The sequence below is a fragment of the Rhizobium leguminosarum genome (genome assembly GCF_019798305.1).
Lineage (GTDB): Bacteria > Pseudomonadota > Alphaproteobacteria > Rhizobiales > Rhizobiaceae > Rhizobium > Rhizobium leguminosarum_U.
Genome location: NZ_JAAXDD010000014.1, coordinates 227,276 through 242,127 on the forward strand (window position 1 = coordinate 227,276; position 14,852 = coordinate 242,127).

The 14,852-nt window shown below is 56.7% G+C and carries 11 protein-coding genes and 6 pseudogenes; 14 read left to right on the plus strand and 3 right to left on the minus strand.

Annotated elements, in window-relative coordinates; genetic code table 11:
• Positions 1-71 precede the first annotated feature (71 nt).
• From HFO99_RS24545 to HFO99_RS24560, 4 genes are read left to right on the plus strand one after another with little or no spacing between them, the layout of a single operon-like run.
• On the plus strand, positions 72-821 hold the full coding sequence (locus HFO99_RS24545; protein WP_222364143.1) for a ParA family protein: 750 nt from the start codon (positions 72-74) through the stop codon (positions 819-821).
• Positions 822-826: 5 nt separating this feature from the next.
• Positions 827-1,228, plus strand: a complete 402-nt coding sequence (locus tag HFO99_RS24550; RefSeq protein WP_222364161.1) for a hypothetical protein — start codon at positions 827-829, stop codon at positions 1,226-1,228.
• Between the two features lie 3 nt (positions 1,229-1,231).
• Positions 1,232-1,624 carry a hypothetical protein gene (locus HFO99_RS24555; protein WP_222364144.1) on the plus strand — a complete coding sequence of 131 codons (393 nt, stop codon included), beginning with the start codon at positions 1,232-1,234 and terminating at the stop codon, positions 1,622-1,624.
• Complete coding sequence (locus HFO99_RS24560) at positions 1,590-3,611, plus strand: relaxase/mobilization nuclease domain-containing protein (RefSeq protein WP_222364145.1); 2,022 nt, start codon at positions 1,590-1,592, stop codon at positions 3,609-3,611. The genes HFO99_RS24555 and HFO99_RS24560 overlap by 35 nt, the downstream gene beginning before the upstream one ends.
• Here the strand turns inward: HFO99_RS24560 and HFO99_RS24565 are convergent.
• Complete coding sequence (locus tag HFO99_RS24565) at positions 3,608-4,285, minus strand: hypothetical protein (RefSeq protein ID WP_222364146.1); 678 nt, start codon at positions 4,283-4,285, stop codon at positions 3,608-3,610. The genes HFO99_RS24560 and HFO99_RS24565 overlap by 4 nt on opposite strands.
• Positions 4,286-4,622: 337 nt before the next feature.
• On the opposite strand from HFO99_RS24565, the gene HFO99_RS24570 reads away from it, so the two are divergent.
• Together HFO99_RS24570 and HFO99_RS24575 are read left to right on the plus strand one after the other, a co-directional pair.
• The gene (locus tag HFO99_RS24570; protein ID WP_222364147.1) at positions 4,623-6,233 is read left to right on the plus strand and encodes an RcgA family putative transporter; all 1,611 of its coding nucleotides are present in this window, start codon (positions 4,623-4,625) and stop codon (positions 6,231-6,233) included.
• Positions 6,223-7,227 (plus strand): RcgR family putative quorum lactone hydrolase, encoded by a 1,005-nt coding sequence (locus HFO99_RS24575; protein ID WP_222364148.1) that lies wholly within the window; start codon positions 6,223-6,225, stop codon positions 7,225-7,227. The genes HFO99_RS24570 and HFO99_RS24575 overlap by 11 nt, the downstream gene beginning before the upstream one ends.
• A gap of 444 nt (positions 7,228-7,671) precedes the next feature.
• On the opposite strand, the gene HFO99_RS24580 is transcribed toward HFO99_RS24575, so the two are convergent.
• A complete protein-coding gene (locus HFO99_RS24580) occupies positions 7,672-9,099 on the minus strand; it encodes an ISNCY family transposase (RefSeq protein WP_222364149.1) in 1,428 nt (475 codons plus the stop codon).
• A gap of 583 nt (positions 9,100-9,682) precedes the next feature.
• On the opposite strand from HFO99_RS24580, the pseudogene HFO99_RS24585 reads away from it, so the two are divergent.
• From HFO99_RS24585 to HFO99_RS24605, 8 genes and pseudogenes are all read left to right on the plus strand, one after another.
• Positions 9,683-10,215, plus strand: a pseudogene (locus tag HFO99_RS24585) (molybdopterin-dependent oxidoreductase); the annotation flags it as partial.
• Between the two features lie 503 nt (positions 10,216-10,718).
• Positions 10,719-10,871 (plus strand): annotated as a pseudogene (locus tag HFO99_RS33600) (transposase family protein); the annotation flags it as partial.
• A gap of 110 nt (positions 10,872-10,981) precedes the next feature.
• Positions 10,982-11,200 (plus strand): annotated as a pseudogene (locus HFO99_RS24590) (transposase); the annotation flags it as partial.
• A 300-nt stretch (positions 11,201-11,500) separates the two neighbouring features.
• Positions 11,501-12,203, plus strand: a pseudogene (locus HFO99_RS24595) (IS6 family transposase).
• Positions 12,204-12,411: 208 nt separating this feature from the next.
• A pseudogene (locus HFO99_RS33605) lies at positions 12,412-12,555 on the plus strand (glucoamylase); the annotation flags it as partial.
• A gap of 34 nt (positions 12,556-12,589) precedes the next feature.
• On the plus strand, positions 12,590-12,988 hold the full coding sequence (locus HFO99_RS33610) for an FAD-dependent oxidoreductase (RefSeq protein WP_313903439.1): 399 nt from the start codon (positions 12,590-12,592) through the stop codon (positions 12,986-12,988).
• Positions 12,985-13,395 carry a GMC oxidoreductase gene (locus HFO99_RS33615; RefSeq protein ID WP_260689953.1) on the plus strand — a complete coding sequence of 137 codons (411 nt, stop codon included), beginning with the start codon at positions 12,985-12,987 and terminating at the stop codon, positions 13,393-13,395. The genes HFO99_RS33610 and HFO99_RS33615 overlap by 4 nt, the downstream gene beginning before the upstream one ends.
• A 2-nt stretch (positions 13,396-13,397) precedes the next feature.
• Positions 13,398-14,516 carry a ferritin-like domain-containing protein gene (locus tag HFO99_RS24605; protein ID WP_222364150.1) on the plus strand — a complete coding sequence of 373 codons (1,119 nt, stop codon included), beginning with the start codon at positions 13,398-13,400 and terminating at the stop codon, positions 14,514-14,516.
• 260 nt (positions 14,517-14,776) lie between these two features.
• On the opposite strand, the pseudogene HFO99_RS24610 reads toward HFO99_RS24605, so the two are convergent.
• Positions 14,777-14,852: pseudogene (locus tag HFO99_RS24610) on the minus strand (IS6 family transposase); the annotation flags it as partial.

Below are 14,852 nucleotides of genomic sequence, written 5' to 3' on the forward strand. Positions count from 1 at the left end.
TGTCGGCCGCTACTGCGATCGAACACAGTTCGCCGCGACATTAACTTTCGAGCCAAGGGGTGAGGAAATCCATGGCAGTCAAACCACTTTCGCTTGCTATCTCGACGTTCAAAGGTGGTGCGGGAAAATCGACGCTGAATGTCAATCTTGCAGCGGAGTTCGCGCAACAGGGACACAGAACGCTGCTCATCGATTGCGATGAGCAGGAGTCCTCGACGCGCTGGTACAATGTCTCGATGAAGCGCGGCCTGCTTCCGACCGACGGCACGTTGCTGCATGTGCGAGTGGCTCCCGGGGATCGGTTTCGGAACCGGATGGCCGACACACCCGAAGCGGATATTCGCATCTACGATGTTGGCGGCTACGTCCATCAACGCGCAATTGAGGTCTATCACGAGTGCGATGCTGTCCTCATCCCGATTATTCCGGAACCGACCGCCGCGACGTCAGCGATCAAGGTCGCGACCATTTTGAAGGAGATATCCAAAAAACGGCCCCAAGAACCGATCCCTTACGCGGCGATCTGGAATTACGTCGACATGATCGCTCTCAAACACAATCGGTCGCTTCCGGAAGTCCATGCGATCCTGACGAGCGGCAGGATTCCCATAGTGGAGACGGTCATTCGCAAGAGCAACCATTTCAGCGATGTCGGAGCCGGCTTCGGTTCGCTCTATTCCAAGCTCGCCAGCATTGAGAACAACCCGTCGCTGACGCCATCAGCGAAGCGTCGGGCTTGCGAGAGCGTGCTCGATGCGATCGATCTCGTGAAGAAGATCAACAACGAATTCATCGGCCTCCTGCAGGCGGAGGCAGCTTGAGCGCGATGGCGGGAGAAAGAACACCGGCCGGCAACATTCTAGCCCTTGCCCGATCGAGAGAGGATCAGGCGAAGGAGGTGGAGGACACCGCCACCTCCTATATGCCGACCAATATCGACCTTGAAATGCTAATGCCCGATGAGGCTCCTGAAGAGCAGAGTGAGGGCGTCTCGCCTGGCGTCACATCACCGGAAGCCCGCACTCCGGACAAAAATCGACGACGTGAGCGATTGGCCGCCAAGGGAACCACGGCGGCAGGGGACGCCACGAAACGCAAGCGCATCTCGCTTTATCTCGATGATGATGTGCTGACGAAGATCTTCCGGGTTTCGTTGGAACGCCACGAGCAACTGTCCTCGGCGACGCACCGGTTGATTGTCGAGGCTCTGAAGGCGAGGGGGCTGTAGTTCATGCGCGAACCGGCCATTATGTTCCGGCTGCCCCCTCAGGTTTTAAGCAACCTCGACGTCCTTGCCCGGAGGCTTGATGTCTCCGTCAACATAGTCGCCAAGCTCATTGTCACAAGGGAGATCATGCATATTCCGGCGATGCTCGAGGAGCACGACCGGCAGCTGGCAAACATGTACCAGTTTTTGCGCGAGCTTGCGTTTCGGAACGAGGAATTTCTCAGCGTAGACGGACGGAAAGACGCGGCAGCAGAAGCGATGGCGGAAAAGCTACACGAGGTGATGACCGCGCTCGACGCGATCCGCAACGCTGCCTTTATCAGGCCGTCCACCTTTATCGCCGACCTGATCAGGAACCACGATGAACGACCTGTCCAGAAGTCGCTCCGCGTCTAGACCGGAAGGTCGTCGGCTGCCGAGCTACTTCGATCTGATCGAAGACGAGCTACGGCGCCGTGGGGCTGGTGGTGGCGGTGCGAAGAAGCCGCCGTCGTTCCCGAACACTGGCTTGCCCTCAACCAAGCATCCGGGGGCCGCCTCGGCGTTCAGCCGCGCGGCCGGCAACAATGCCGTCGTCGTCAAGGTCTTGTCTTATGGTGCCGGCGCAAGTTCGGCCCGCAGCGTCCTCGCCTATCAAAGCAAGGAAGAGAAAGCGCGCGACCAGGATGGTCGCGAGGTCACCGATCTTAATGCCGCCGTGCGCTCCTGGGAAAGGGAGTTTGGCAACCGGAAAGGCAGCCAGGATATTCTCCGTCTGACCTACGAGCTTGAAAAGGCCGACCGCGAGGACATAGCACGCGCCCTCGGGTCGTTGGCGGAAGATGGGTTCCGTCGGCCGGGCGACAGCGATCGAACCTATGCCTTCAGCGTCAGCGAGGGTGTGAAGGGCGGGACCCGTCTGCATTTTACGCTCGTGATTTCCCATGAGAAGAAGAACAGGCCGGATCGAAGCAACTCCAATCGTATCCCTGCGGAAATCGATGATATCCGTGCGATCGACGAGCGACTGGATAGGGCTTTGCGCGGCGGCGGGATCACCCCCGTTTCCCGCTATCCGGCCGAATTCTCCTCCGGATCGAAAGGCCTGACAGCCACCCTACATGCGATGCAACGGGCAGGGGCAGAGGTAACCCTGTCGACGAAAACTCACGTTAGGGACAGGCCCGGCAAGAGCGGCCGTTACGAGCGCGGCGGAGAACGGCGCGAAGTCACGACCAAAGACCATAAGAAACTGACGGCCGAGGGCAAAATCGTCGGTGCTCTGGTGCAGACCCGCCAGCCACGGGATTTCATGCACCTGTTGCTGTCCGGGCCAGCCAATGTCGATCGTGACCGGTTCATCCTCGCAGGCCAAGATTTTCTGAGAGAACAGTTTGCGGGCCATCGCTATGTCTACGCCGTCCATAACCGCAATGATCTTGAAAAGCATCCGCACCTGCATGTCATCGTTGCCCTGCGCAATGCCAGCGGAAAGATGCTCAACCCCAATATCCGCGACTTCACCGAATGGCGGGTCCGTTTCGCTGACAAGGCGCGGGAGCGCGGCATCCCGATCGATCGGCAGAAGCGCATCGAACGAGCGGGACCGCCGCCCGTCAAACGATGGGAGTGGGAAATGTTTCGGCGGATGGGAGCAACGGCGCCATCAAACGTCGTCGACAAGGTCAGGGCTAAGTTGCGCGACACGCCGACCGCGCCGAAGCGTGAAGAGGCCAAGAAGCGGCTCGAACAGAGCCGGCGTTCCGTCGGGCGTGTTATTCTGATGCTGGAAGGTATTGCAAAGGACCGCAGTGCACCGAGCACCGCGCGCGAGCTCGGCCACGATCTGTCCATCGGGCTTCGGCGCGAATACGGGCGACTTGAAACAGCGGTCTGCGAAGGCCGTGATCCCACACGAGAGAAAGGCGAAGACCACATGCTGCGATCCACACCCATCAGTGCCGCGCAAGCAAAAGCGGCGAAGGAAACGCTGGCGAACACCGCGCTGACGGTTGCCAGGAAGATTGCCAACCCATCTGATCGGCTGATCTTCGAACAGGCGACGAAGATCATCGGAACCGTCGTCGGGCTGCAGCTCGACTCACGCGTTGGCAAGAATCGAGACCGAACGGAGTCTGGCAGGGATAAGCGGAGTTCGGACAGCCTCGAAACCAAGTCGGCTGCCGGTCGCGACCACATTGCGGAGCAGGGCGTGGTTAATAGGAGTTCGAACAACCGTTCTGTCGACGCATCTCGCATTGCCCGGTCTAATGCCGACCATGACGCGCCGGAAACAGATCGTTCGAATCGGGAGCGCCCGAAACCCCAGCCGCGGGATCGCGACATACCAAAATCGATCAAGCTTCGCCCGCCTCGGGAGAAGGACAGGGACCGCACCCGCTAACCTTGCGAACCGTACTGTTGGCCACGGTTAAGCTCTCCAGCGATGGACCAGCCCAACGTCTCCTGGATCTTGGCGCGGAGTCGCTGGACCTCCGTGGCTTCAGGCGAAGACAAATTGGGGGTATGCTTTCGGGCCCCACTCTGAGCGGTTCCCTCGCTTCGGTTGTTGAAGTAGTCGATTACCGAGACACCCGCATCGTTTGCAGCGAGGCTACCAGCGGTCGAGCTGCCGATGAATACGGTTTCCTTCCTGCCGATCCCATACCGCTCCATAACTTGAAAGATCGCTCCGGCGCCAGGCTCCTGTTGCCGATCCGCCTGGCGCTGTAGGCCGGATCCGCTTGCACGTGAGACGTCACTCCATGCCACCCAGAAATCCGGCATGGCACCTCTGATGCTAAGTAATGCGTCAAGCAGTTTGGTCAGGGTTGCGAATTCTGATCTTCCATAGGCACCCGCGTCCATCCCACGCTCGTCCGAAATAAAGCCGAAACGAGAATTGAGGTGTCGCAGATGCCTTAACATTTCAACGAATTCTTCGTTCATATCTCCCAGCATGTAATCCCCGGAGGGACTAGTCCTTCTCAGGAGGGTGCCATCTCTCTCGAAAATGACGAGGCCGGTTGAACCGATCCTCCTGAAGATGCTGTTTGCATATTTTGCATGATTGTTCATTGGCTAAATTCCAAACCTTGAAGCCAGCTTCGCCATCACACGACGTCGAACTGACGCGCAGCTTCCTCTTGGGACCAGTCTGTCGCGATTGTCGTCGTCACCCGGTTATCGGATGGGAGATCAGCGCGAGGAATCTCCGGCGTTCGTACAAGCGAGCGGCAAAATGGCTTCCTCCTCTCACTCGCTGCTCATCTGTTCTGAATTCAAAATCCAACCTTCAAAATTTTGCTCCTGATAGTAGAATCGCTATGCAGTTGCGTGTAGTTGCGATACCCGTTAATCGGGCACAAACGCACGAAATCTACCGAAACGAAACGAAACCAGAGCCGGTAAGCCATTGCCAAAGAATGGAAAGTTATTTCTCCCTCCGCCGAAAGACGGAAGTGATTTCAAAGAACTCTTCAAACAATTGGCCGCGGCAGGAGCGGGCCGGCCGTTGGGAAGTGATGGCTTTCCCGCAGGCCCGTGGACGCCTGAACTTCTCGCTGAGGCGATTTCACAGATCGATTCCAACCGGACTGGGGTCGATCTGCGAACGGTCCAGCTTTGGTTTCAAGAAAATGAGAAGGGTATCAGCACGACCAATATTCGTTGGCTGGCAAGGGTCTTCGGGTGTGATGATCCCGTAGCAACAAGCGAATGGCAGATGGAGCTAAGTGCGGCGCAATCTCGCTTGACCGCGAAGAGGCGAGGTTTGAAGAAAGCGGGAAGCAGCCCTGCGACAGAGGTTCCAAATCTGGCACTGAATGTCGTCGATGAGGAGATGGAGTCGCCGGCAAAGCTGGAAAGGGATACTGAGGCTAATCAGCCGAGCCGACGTTTTAATTTGGCGAGGAGGTCGGAGGCGCTATTCAGCCGCGGATCTCCCTTAGATCTACCTGCGTCGGTATTTGCGGGTGCCACCGCCCTTGGGTTTCTCTCGTATATTGTGGGGATCCACAGCGCGACTTACAATCGGGCGGATGGTCTCGTCAAACAGGTAGGTTTCCTCTGGGCGCCCAATTGGACGTTCCTCTTTATGGTGTTCTTGCCATTGTTTTTTGCGTTCGTCATAGAGTTGCTGTTGTTTTGGAAAAATGAAGGGCGCTTACGGATTGTAGCGGCGGGCAATCGTGTGGAAAGCGACGACGCTTGGCCCCGCAACGTAGATGCTTCTTCGTATACATATTGGGCGGTCTTTATAGTCTGCGTGTTGTTCGCCGGTCTGTTTCAATGGATCGGCGTGTGCTTGATCCCTTTGGTAAAAGGCGGTGGCAACTATGCGATAGATTGGGGAAAGTTAGCGCTCGTCCGGCCCGAAGTCATATCGGTGCCGATGGAGATTGTGTTCACGGCGCTCGCTTATCTCTACATGTGCTTGTGCTTCTACCTCTTCTTCGTAGGTCTCATTTTGCTTCATACGATGATTCATGACCTTTGGAAAATCGGAGAAGCATCGAGGAACCGGCCGCGAGTTGATTATGAATACCATGTCCATGAAATCGGCTTACGCGTGATGCGCGGAATTTTTCGGTGCACTGTTTTAGGTCTTCTGATCGCCATATGCATGAAGGCCCAAAGCTCCTATTTGGCGTCGAATGGAAAGGACATTGTGGCTTGGCTGCTCGCCGATATGTCGTCTGCTTTGCTTGAGGCCAAAGACATGGGGAACGGATTCAGCTACAGGATGCCGACCCACTACAGCAGCCTTCTTATCGCTATTTCGACGATTATCGTTTTTCTTTACGGCTCCATCCGTTTAGGTGCCGGAAGCCGATTTCATTTGCCCATGTGGAAGATGTCAGCGGCAGTAGGGTTACTTTTTGCCAGCTACCTGCTGATCGACGCATTTACAGGCTTTTCGATCCTTCTGTGCCTTGCAGTGCTGCTCGCGATGTACGGCCTCATTGATCCAGAGCTTGGGCGATGGAGAGCGAGCGACTGGGGAAGCAATCAGAATGTATCATAGTTGGCTTGATCGTTGGGATGAGCGGCGGGCACGACGCGGTGAGGAATCCAAGGAAATCGACGATTTCGTCCTTGATGCCAACCTCGCCTTCCCAGGCGCCAAGAACATAGGAAGTATCGGCGAGTTTTGTGTCCTTGCGGACCAGGCCGTGGCTGATCCAGCCTTTTTCGATGAGCTGAGCGGGGACGATCAGCATTTTCAACGGCAAGGCGGGTGGATCAAATTTCCGTCGGGCATGTCCACTGACGTCGAAGAGAACAATGTAGTCTGGGCAAAAATCACAGAAAGCGAATCCTTCGATCAGGCGTTGGTGATTTTTCATCACTGGAATGCAAGTGCACGCAATCGTCAGATTGCCAACTTTTTCTCACGGCGTGGAATCACGGTTGTCGAGATCGCTATGCCCTATCATTTCGAGCGCAGCCGTTCCGGGTCCGTGTACGCCGATTTTATGCTTAGCCCTAATCTCGGTCGAACCATCCAGTCTGTACGGCAGGCGGTATGGGACGGGCGAACACTCATTCGTTGGTTGAAAAGCGAAGGCTATCGAGAGATTTCCGTTCTCGGTATGAGCTTAGGTTCCTGGGTCGCGGGGTTGATCGCTGCGCACGACTCGGCTGTGTCAAAAGCCTCGTTGTTTCTTACAGCAGGAAGTCTCGCGGACATGGTTTGGACAGGGCGCGCGACACTATCGATACGTGAAAGCCTTGAACCCGTTATTGAGCTGACCGAGCTCAGAAGGGCATGGGGTCCGCTTAACCTAGAGAATTACGCGCACAATTTGGCACGGACCGATCTCGAACTTCACGTTGTGTTGGCTAAGAGAGACAAGGTTGTTCTGCCAGAGATATCACAAGGGTTCATGCAGAGGCTGAAGGCCGCCGGAGCTAGGCCAAACATTTTAGAATTAAACTGTGGTCACTATTCGCTCGGCATGCCGCCTTACATTTTGTTGGCCGGTTTGAGCCTGAAACGGTTTCTGTCGTTCCGCTAGACTGAAGGCCCTTGATCTCACAAGGTGACGGTTGTTGCGATGCAGATGGCCGAGGAGAGATGTGCGCGCAAGGGTCGTAGCGGGTGGTGGCGATGCGTCGCCATGTTGATTTCCCTACGGAACGGACCGGGCTCAGTTCGTAGGGCATCAATGATGCAGGTTCGGCGCTCCTGCCGTTAATAAGGGATGATGGTGTAGGGCGCTGAAGTGTCGTCCCGACAGTCGGACCGTGGGAGAGGCATGACCATACATAGGTATGTTATAACTGTCAAAGCTGATTAGATGCGCGACGCTGTCAGCCATTTAGAAATGCGACACTCGGCATGTCCACTTGCGCTGAGGCAAGCCCCCGACCGGACCGGCTGGGCCGGGTTGCAAGGGAAGGGAGGGGGCGGATGAGACGCACCCCTTCGGCTTTAGCTTTGAGACTGTGAATGCAGGCGATCATTCCGCTGCCTCCATCCGTGCCAGCGCCTTCTGCCTTTTTGCGATGACCTCCGGATCATTCATGAAGTCCGTCCGCCGGCCAGGCTTGCGGCCACGCTTCTGATAACCATTGCCCTGGCTGCCATCGGGAATACCGAACATATGATCCGTCTGGCCGGTGCGGCGGGGGCCGCTCTTGCTGCGCTGCTGTTCCCGCCCAGCCTGCAGCTCAGCGACGACGGAAAGCATGTCGTCGAGACGCTTGTTCTCGACAACCTCTGCCCGGTGGACCGACCGCAACTTGTCGAAGGTTCTGTAGGGGAGGGTGAAGCTCTCGTGCATGATCTCGAGGCGGCCGTCCGGGTAGTCGCAGACAACGACCTTCTTTCCCGCCAGCCCTTTGGCCCGCTCCGTCGGATCGAGAATGAACAAGACCTTGTCGTAACGCAGCGTCAGCGACTGCGACAGCGTGCGGACTTCCTTCCGGCACATGGCGCCATCGAGGTTCTCATGGTCGGCCAGCGCTCGGTGCATGTCCTTCGGATTGCGTGGCGGTTTGCCGAAACGCGCGTTGAAATCCGCAATGAATTCTGATGCATAGGCGTTGGCCGCCTCGATCGTATCGATGCCGCGAAGCCGCATCTCCTTCACCAACCGATCCTGCAATGTCTGATTGGCACGTTCCACACGGCCCTTGGCCTGCGGAGTGTTGGCGCAGATGATGTCGATGTTCAGCTCATAAAGCGCCCGACCGAACTGCGTCAGGCCGCTCGTCCGGTCCTTCTCCGACGCATGGGTCGAACGAAAGACACCATGCTTGTCGCTGTAGAAAGCCAGCGGTTTGCCCCATTGCTGCAGATAGGCTTTCGTCGCATGCAGATAGTCGAACGTGTTCTCTGATCCGGCGAACCGCAGATGCAGCAGCTTGCCGGTCGCATCGTCGATATAGACGAGCAGGGCGCATTTGGGACCGCGGTTCTCAAGCCACCAGTGATGCGAGCCATCGATCTGAACCAACTCACCGAAACAGTCGCGCCGGCCACGTGGCTGGAAAACCCGCTTCTTGCGCTCACGCCGCGAGACCCAGAGACCGGCCTCGGTCATCCATTGCCGCAGCGTCTCCTTGGCGACCGAGATCTGATGCAGTTCGATCAGCTTCTCGCGCGCCAGCGTCGGACCGAAATCCAGATAGTGCTCGCGGATCAGATCCAGCGCCGCATTGCGAAACTCCTCGCTGTGGCGCCGGTTGCTCGGCTGTGATCGCTTCTTGGAAACAAGGCCGGCTGGACCATTCCGGTCATAAGCCTGCAGCAGCCGATGGACCTGACTTCGGCTGAGCCCAAGCAGTTCGGCAGCCTGGACAACGCTCAGGCGTTCGTCACGGATCTTCTGGATGACTTCGAGGCGATGCAACTCTTTCTGCGACATGGTGATCATAAAGGACATGACGACTCCAACCGCTCATGGTCTCGACCAGGCTGAAGATCGTCATCCTTGCTCCCAACGTTGGCTTTGACCAGTGCGTCGAGAGGCGAGACTGTCGCATCTCTAACTGGCCCAACTGTCGCATTACTAAATAGCCCTTACAATAACATATCGCATAAGCAGATTTATGGAACTGGCGTTTGAAAAGGCGAATGGCCACCAGCAATCGACATGGCCACTCATGGACCAACAATCAAACCCACAGTACGCTAAGACGGTATCAATGTGCCAAGGATCGAACTGCGGGTCCTTGAGGATAAAGTTGACGGCATATTTTTTGCCGCCGATATCCAGCCTTGAGCGCCTCGTTGACCAGGCCGAAATTCGTCTGCTTCGGAAAATGGGCTCAGCGGCCTGGATCGGGCGTTCGCCCAGGCGACATTCATCGTATTGACACCCGAGGCGAAGGAATTGCGGACGCTCGCCGGGGCATCGTCAACTTAACGGAATATGGAATTCGATGTGCGATGAAGGTTGATGACAGACCGTGATCCACTCAATCGTCGACATCGCTTTCCCGCCGAAGTTATTGCCCACGCCGTGTGCAGAAGAAGTTATCCTCGCGCTTGAGATCAACGGTCGGCCACTCACTCCAGCGCGCGGAGGACCGGTTCGATTGGTCGTGCCAGGTTGGTATGGGCAAACTCCGTAAAATGAGTTGGTTCGATCACGGCTGCGGATCGGCGCGCAAGCGGCGCCTATACGACGCGCTTCTACAATGACCCTACGGCGTCGGGGATGAAGCCGGTTTGGGGCGTTGCCCCGGAGTCCGTTATCGTATCGCCGTCGCCAAGAGATCTGCTGTCAGCGGAAATGCCAACGAAAATATGGGGCTGGGCTTGGGGAGATCGCCAGATCTCTAGCGTCGAGGTTAGCGTGGACGGTGGAGGCTCATGGCGGACTGCCGCAGTAGGGCCGCGCGAGGGTAGAAGTTGGCAGCGGTTCGAGTTGCCATGGACCCCTTCATCAGGCCAGAATATCTTGCTATGTCGGTGCACGGACGAACTTGGGGAGGGACAGCAGTTGACTGACGCGAGAAACGCGGTACACACGGTTCAAGTTGAAGTTAATCCTTGAACCGGAGCCTGCGACACTGAGATGGGCATCCACGGACGCACGAAAAAAATCGAGATTTCTCGATGAGCCAGCGGCAGTACGGGCTGCCACATCGACAGGACAAGCGCTTTCCTGCGAAAGTTGCGATCGGGTGGAACCGAAGCGGTAGCCCGCCTCACACCGGCGGCGCGATAGTCTAGCGTGGCGCGCCCAACGATTCTCGCGGCGGGTTCGTCGAATGTGCACGAATAGTAGCTGACCCTGCTACCTCATCCGGAAGACCGGATTGTCGGGAAAACCTTTCGCCTCCCGAGGCAGCGTGGTTGTCGTCGAACTTGTTTCGACGGCAGCCACGTGTTGTGTGTGTTTCGGCGTGCAAATTTGGCTCTGACTCACTTTTGATGAAATCGAGTGCTGGCTGATGTTGGTTTCACATAAGGAATCAGCACCATGGGTCATTCGCTCCGGTCGTCGACGCTCGTTCCTCGCGGTTTTGTGGTCTACAATACAGCCATTGATGACGCATGTTGATCGCAATTCGTCCGGCGAGCACAGCAAGCCTTTGCCCAGTCTGCGGAACAAGGTCGGAACGAATCCACAGTCGATATCAACGACGCTTGGCTGACCTGCCGTTGGTGGGAAAGCCTGTTCGACTTGTCATTGATGCGCGACGATTCCACTGCGACGCAGTGTTGTGCGGCCGGCGAATCTTCACCGAGCGCTTTGACGGGGACGTTCTCGCGCCTTCGTCGCGGCGAACTGCGAGGCTCGACCACATCGTCCAACTGATCTCGATCCATGGTTGGAGAAAGCTCGAACAGGCTTGGTCGCGTCCTTCGCTAACGGCGTCGTCAAGGACCGTGCAGCCGTCAGCGCCGCGATCACGTCGCCATGGTCGAATGGCCAGACCGAAGGGCAGATCACCAAGCTCAAATTGGTGAAACGCCAGATGTATGGCCGCGGAAAGATTGACCTCCTCCAGGCCCGCGTCATCGGCACGGAATAAAATCCATCACCACCAAAATTGCGTCAGAGCCAAAATTGGATGCCGATAAGGGGTGAATTTTGGGATGCTGATTGACAGATGAATTATGCGGGCGTCGTCGTTCTTGCCGCGCTGCTCCCATCTCCGGTTCATAAGAGACAAGTCCAATCGCCGAGTCACTTCCTAACTTGCGCAAACCGCCGCGCATTGGGTGGCCTGTTCACTTTTTTCGCGGCGGCCAGCGCCTCGATCATCACCAATAATCTTTGGGTTATTGTCACATTGATTGAGCGGTAAGGAAATTGAGGTTGCAGCGCACCCATGAGCGTGAGTGCACCGACCTACAAGAACCACCGCTATCCGATCGAAATCGTAGCCCGTGCTGTCTGGCTTTACTTTCGCTTTAATCTGAGCCTGCGTGATGTCGAGGAAATGCTGCTCGATCGCGGGATCGTCTTTCCTACGAGACCATCCGCCGATGGTGCCGAAAGCATGGCCTTGATTATGCGCGCCGCATACGCCCCAAGGCGCCGACGAAAGACGATGTCTGGCACCTCGATGAAGTCGTGGTGCGCATCAACGGTCGAAAATGCTGGTTGTGGAGAGCGGTTGATCAGGACGGATATGTGCTCGACGAGATCGTCCAGACACGCCGTAACACCAAGGCGGCCAAGCGCCTGCTGACGCGACTTCTGAAGAAGCCGGGCATGCCGCCAAAGCCTATGATCACCGACAAATTGCGCTCCGACGGGGCGGCCAAACACCAGGTCATGCCGAACGTGGAACACCGCTCGCATAAAGGCTTGAACAACCGGGCGGAGAGTTCTCACCTGCCGTTGAGAAAACGGGAGCAAACGCGACAGGGTTTCCGGTCGGTTGGCTCATTGCAACATTTCGTGTCGATCTTCTCCGCCGTCCGAAACCTCTTCGTCCCATCCAGACCAACCGCTCCGCAGCACAAATTCGAACCCATCGACGCCAGGCAATGGCCTCGTGGGAAGCCGTGAGTGCACGGCCTGCCTGAAAAGCGCAGGCTCGGCCTCACGTGGCCACATTCAAACAACGTGACAGCGCCCATCCGGGAGCCGGCGGCGCAATCATCTCCAAACAAAGGACGACCTCATCGGAAACGGCAACAAACTGAGCAATAGTACTTATTTACGACATCATAATTACAGCTAGTCTAGCGGCGTCTTGTCCCGCCAAATTTCAATCAATTGTGGAGTCAGCCGATGACAGCAGCGTTTTGGAGTCAGCCGACGACAGTTGCGGATTTGACCAGTACAGGCGTGGCTATCGGCGCTCTTGCGCCTGTGGTTACTCTGACACCTGCCTTCGCGCAGACCGACTTGGTTGCGTTGTCGCGCTATTTTTCCTGATGCGGCTTTGCGGGAATGATGGAGGATCAAAGTGCTTTTCCCACTCGAATCAGCGCTGAAGGCGGATTCCAAGTCTGTCGCAGCGTCTGGCGACTACGATATCGTCGTCGTTGGTTCCGGCATTTCCGGAGCTATAATTGCCAAGCAGGCTGCAGAAGCTGGCAAGCGTGTCCTTGTGCTTGAAGCCGGAACCGGTGCCCATAGCTCTTTGGCAGCCTATAACGTTCTGCTGACGACCTTCTATTCGGCAGCCACCAAGGATAACCAGTCGCCCTTTCCGCTGAATGCGAACGCAGCCATGCCCCGCAGCACGCAGCTTCGCAAGCTGCAGGCGGGGGAAACCGATAGCTCGACCTATATCGTTCAATCCGGACCTTATGCGGCAATATGCGGCCCATCCTGTCGTTCACGGTTCCGGAATATACCATGAAGGGTGCCGCCTATGGCCGCCAGTTTGCGCGCACCGTCTTTACGCGTCTGGGCGCGCAGGATCATACCCATTATGACCCCAGCGATTTCGGCTATGTGGCCTATGGGGGGCACGGCGATGCGATCCGCGGCGGCACCGGCACCCACATCATGGGAACGACGAAGACCAATTCCGTCGTGGACAAGAACCAGCGCAGCTGGGACCACGAAAACCTCTACCTCGTGGGCCGATTCGGTATAGCCAATGTCACCTTGACGCTGGCCGCCACGTGCTTCCGAAGCAGTCGCGACATTCTGAATATCTGCACTGAACAAAGACCAATATCCGATACGCGGAACGAACTGCGGAACTCGACGCAAGCGACACGAAGCCCGACTGTGCACCTAACTATATTCCAGGGAGCTTGAGGATGGATCCTTATGGCATTAAGACGCTCGATGAGCTGAAAGAGTTTCTCCACCGTGCGATGCAGCTCGAACATGCGACGATTCCGCCGTATCTGACGGCACTTTACTCGATCAAGCCCGGTGTAAACCGGGATGCGGCGCAAGTTCTTCGCGTGATCGTCGTGGAAGAAATGCTGGATTTGACCATTGCGGCCAATATCCTTAATGCCATCGGTGGCACGCCGGATCTTACTAGGCCAGATTTCGCGGTTAACTATCCCGCCTCGCTCCCTGACGGCGAGACCGACTTTAAGGTCAGCATACAGGCTTTCAGCCGTGAAGCGCTGGCGACATTCTTGAAAATCGAGCGCGCGGCCCGGCGCCCCGAACATCTCGCTGGCAAGGGCCTGATACAACGCAAGAACTCCCCGCATATCACAGCGCTTGGCAGTGATCCGAGGCACGAAGATCTCCATTTTTACAGTATTGGCGAGTTCTATTCGGCAATCGCAGACGGCATCAAATACTTAGAAGCCGAAGCGCGCCGGGCGGGCACAACGATTTTTATCGGCGACAAGTTTCGCCAGATTACCTCGGAATATTATTATTCCGGAGGCGGTGAGTTGTTTCCCGTGACCGATCTGAAAAGCGCCCTCGAAGCCATAGAGCTCATCATGGAACAGGGCGAAGGTGACGGTGGCGGTATCTACGACGATGACGAGCACGAACTGGCCCATTACTATCGTTTCGATGAACTGGTCAAAGGCCGCTATTACCGGAAAGGTGATCAGCCCGACCACCCCACGGGTCCGCATTTGCAGGTCGACTGGGAAGGCGCTTATCCCATCAAACCGAACCTCAAGGTGGCGGAAATATCCGAAGGCTCGGAATTGCGTGAGGCGGCGACCGACTTCAATACATGTTATGGCGAGTTTCTGGAGCTTTTGACGCGTGCCTATAATGGCCAGCCGAGCTTGCTGCTGGAAGCCGTTCCGATCATGTTCGAATTCCGCAATATAATCGTTGAACTGATCCGCAATCCCCTGCCGGGCCATCCCGGTAAGTACAGCAGCCCCACCTACGAGATTCCCCACAGTGCAAAACAGGCAGCTGTCACCGGGCAGGCGGAGGCGATCGCATGAGCAGCCGTTTCGATGCATTTCTCGACCTTTCTGTCGAATTGACGGCCTTTTCCCGCTTCGATCTTTTGGGAGCGGGCCTGGCGGAACTCTCGACACGCTCGACACGGTGGTCGGGAGCGAGGTCGCCGACACGCTGCTCACCGCCCTTCGTCACCTTGCCCCATCCGTTCAGTTCCACATCCGTGCACCAACGCCAGATAACATAAGACGGCGATGTCACGTTGTTTGATCAACGGCCGAAAAGTCGCTTGGCGGTAAACTCAGGCAATTGCAGCGGTCACGGCCTTCCACTGCGCCATGGCGCGGATCCGATGAATATGGGTGGCTAGGGCTGAG

What these genes read in the sequence shown, in the direction of transcription:
- HFO99_RS24545 (WP_222364143.1), top strand. Translation starts at nt 72, where the DNA reads ATGGCAGTCAAACCACTTTCGCTTGCTATCTCGACGTTCAAAGGTGGT.
- HFO99_RS24550 (WP_222364161.1), top strand. Translation starts at nt 827, where the DNA reads ATGGCGGGAGAAAGAACACCGGCCGGCAACATTCTAGCCCTTGCCCGA.
- HFO99_RS24555 (WP_222364144.1), top strand. Translation starts at nt 1,232, where the DNA reads ATGCGCGAACCGGCCATTATGTTCCGGCTGCCCCCTCAGGTTTTAAGC.
- HFO99_RS24560 (WP_222364145.1), top strand. Translation starts at nt 1,590, where the DNA reads ATGAACGACCTGTCCAGAAGTCGCTCCGCGTCTAGACCGGAAGGTCGT.
- HFO99_RS24565 (WP_222364146.1), bottom strand. Translation starts at nt 4,285, where the DNA reads ATGAACAATCATGCAAAATATGCAAACAGCATCTTCAGGAGGATCGGT.
- HFO99_RS24575 (WP_222364148.1), top strand. Translation starts at nt 6,223, where the DNA reads ATGTATCATAGTTGGCTTGATCGTTGGGATGAGCGGCGGGCACGACGC.
- HFO99_RS24580 (WP_222364149.1), bottom strand. Translation starts at nt 9,099, where the DNA reads ATGTCCTTTATGATCACCATGTCGCAGAAAGAGTTGCATCGCCTCGAA.
- HFO99_RS33615 (WP_260689953.1), top strand. Translation starts at nt 12,985, where the DNA reads ATGAAGGGTGCCGCCTATGGCCGCCAGTTTGCGCGCACCGTCTTTACG.
- HFO99_RS24605 (WP_222364150.1), top strand. Translation starts at nt 13,398, where the DNA reads ATGGATCCTTATGGCATTAAGACGCTCGATGAGCTGAAAGAGTTTCTC.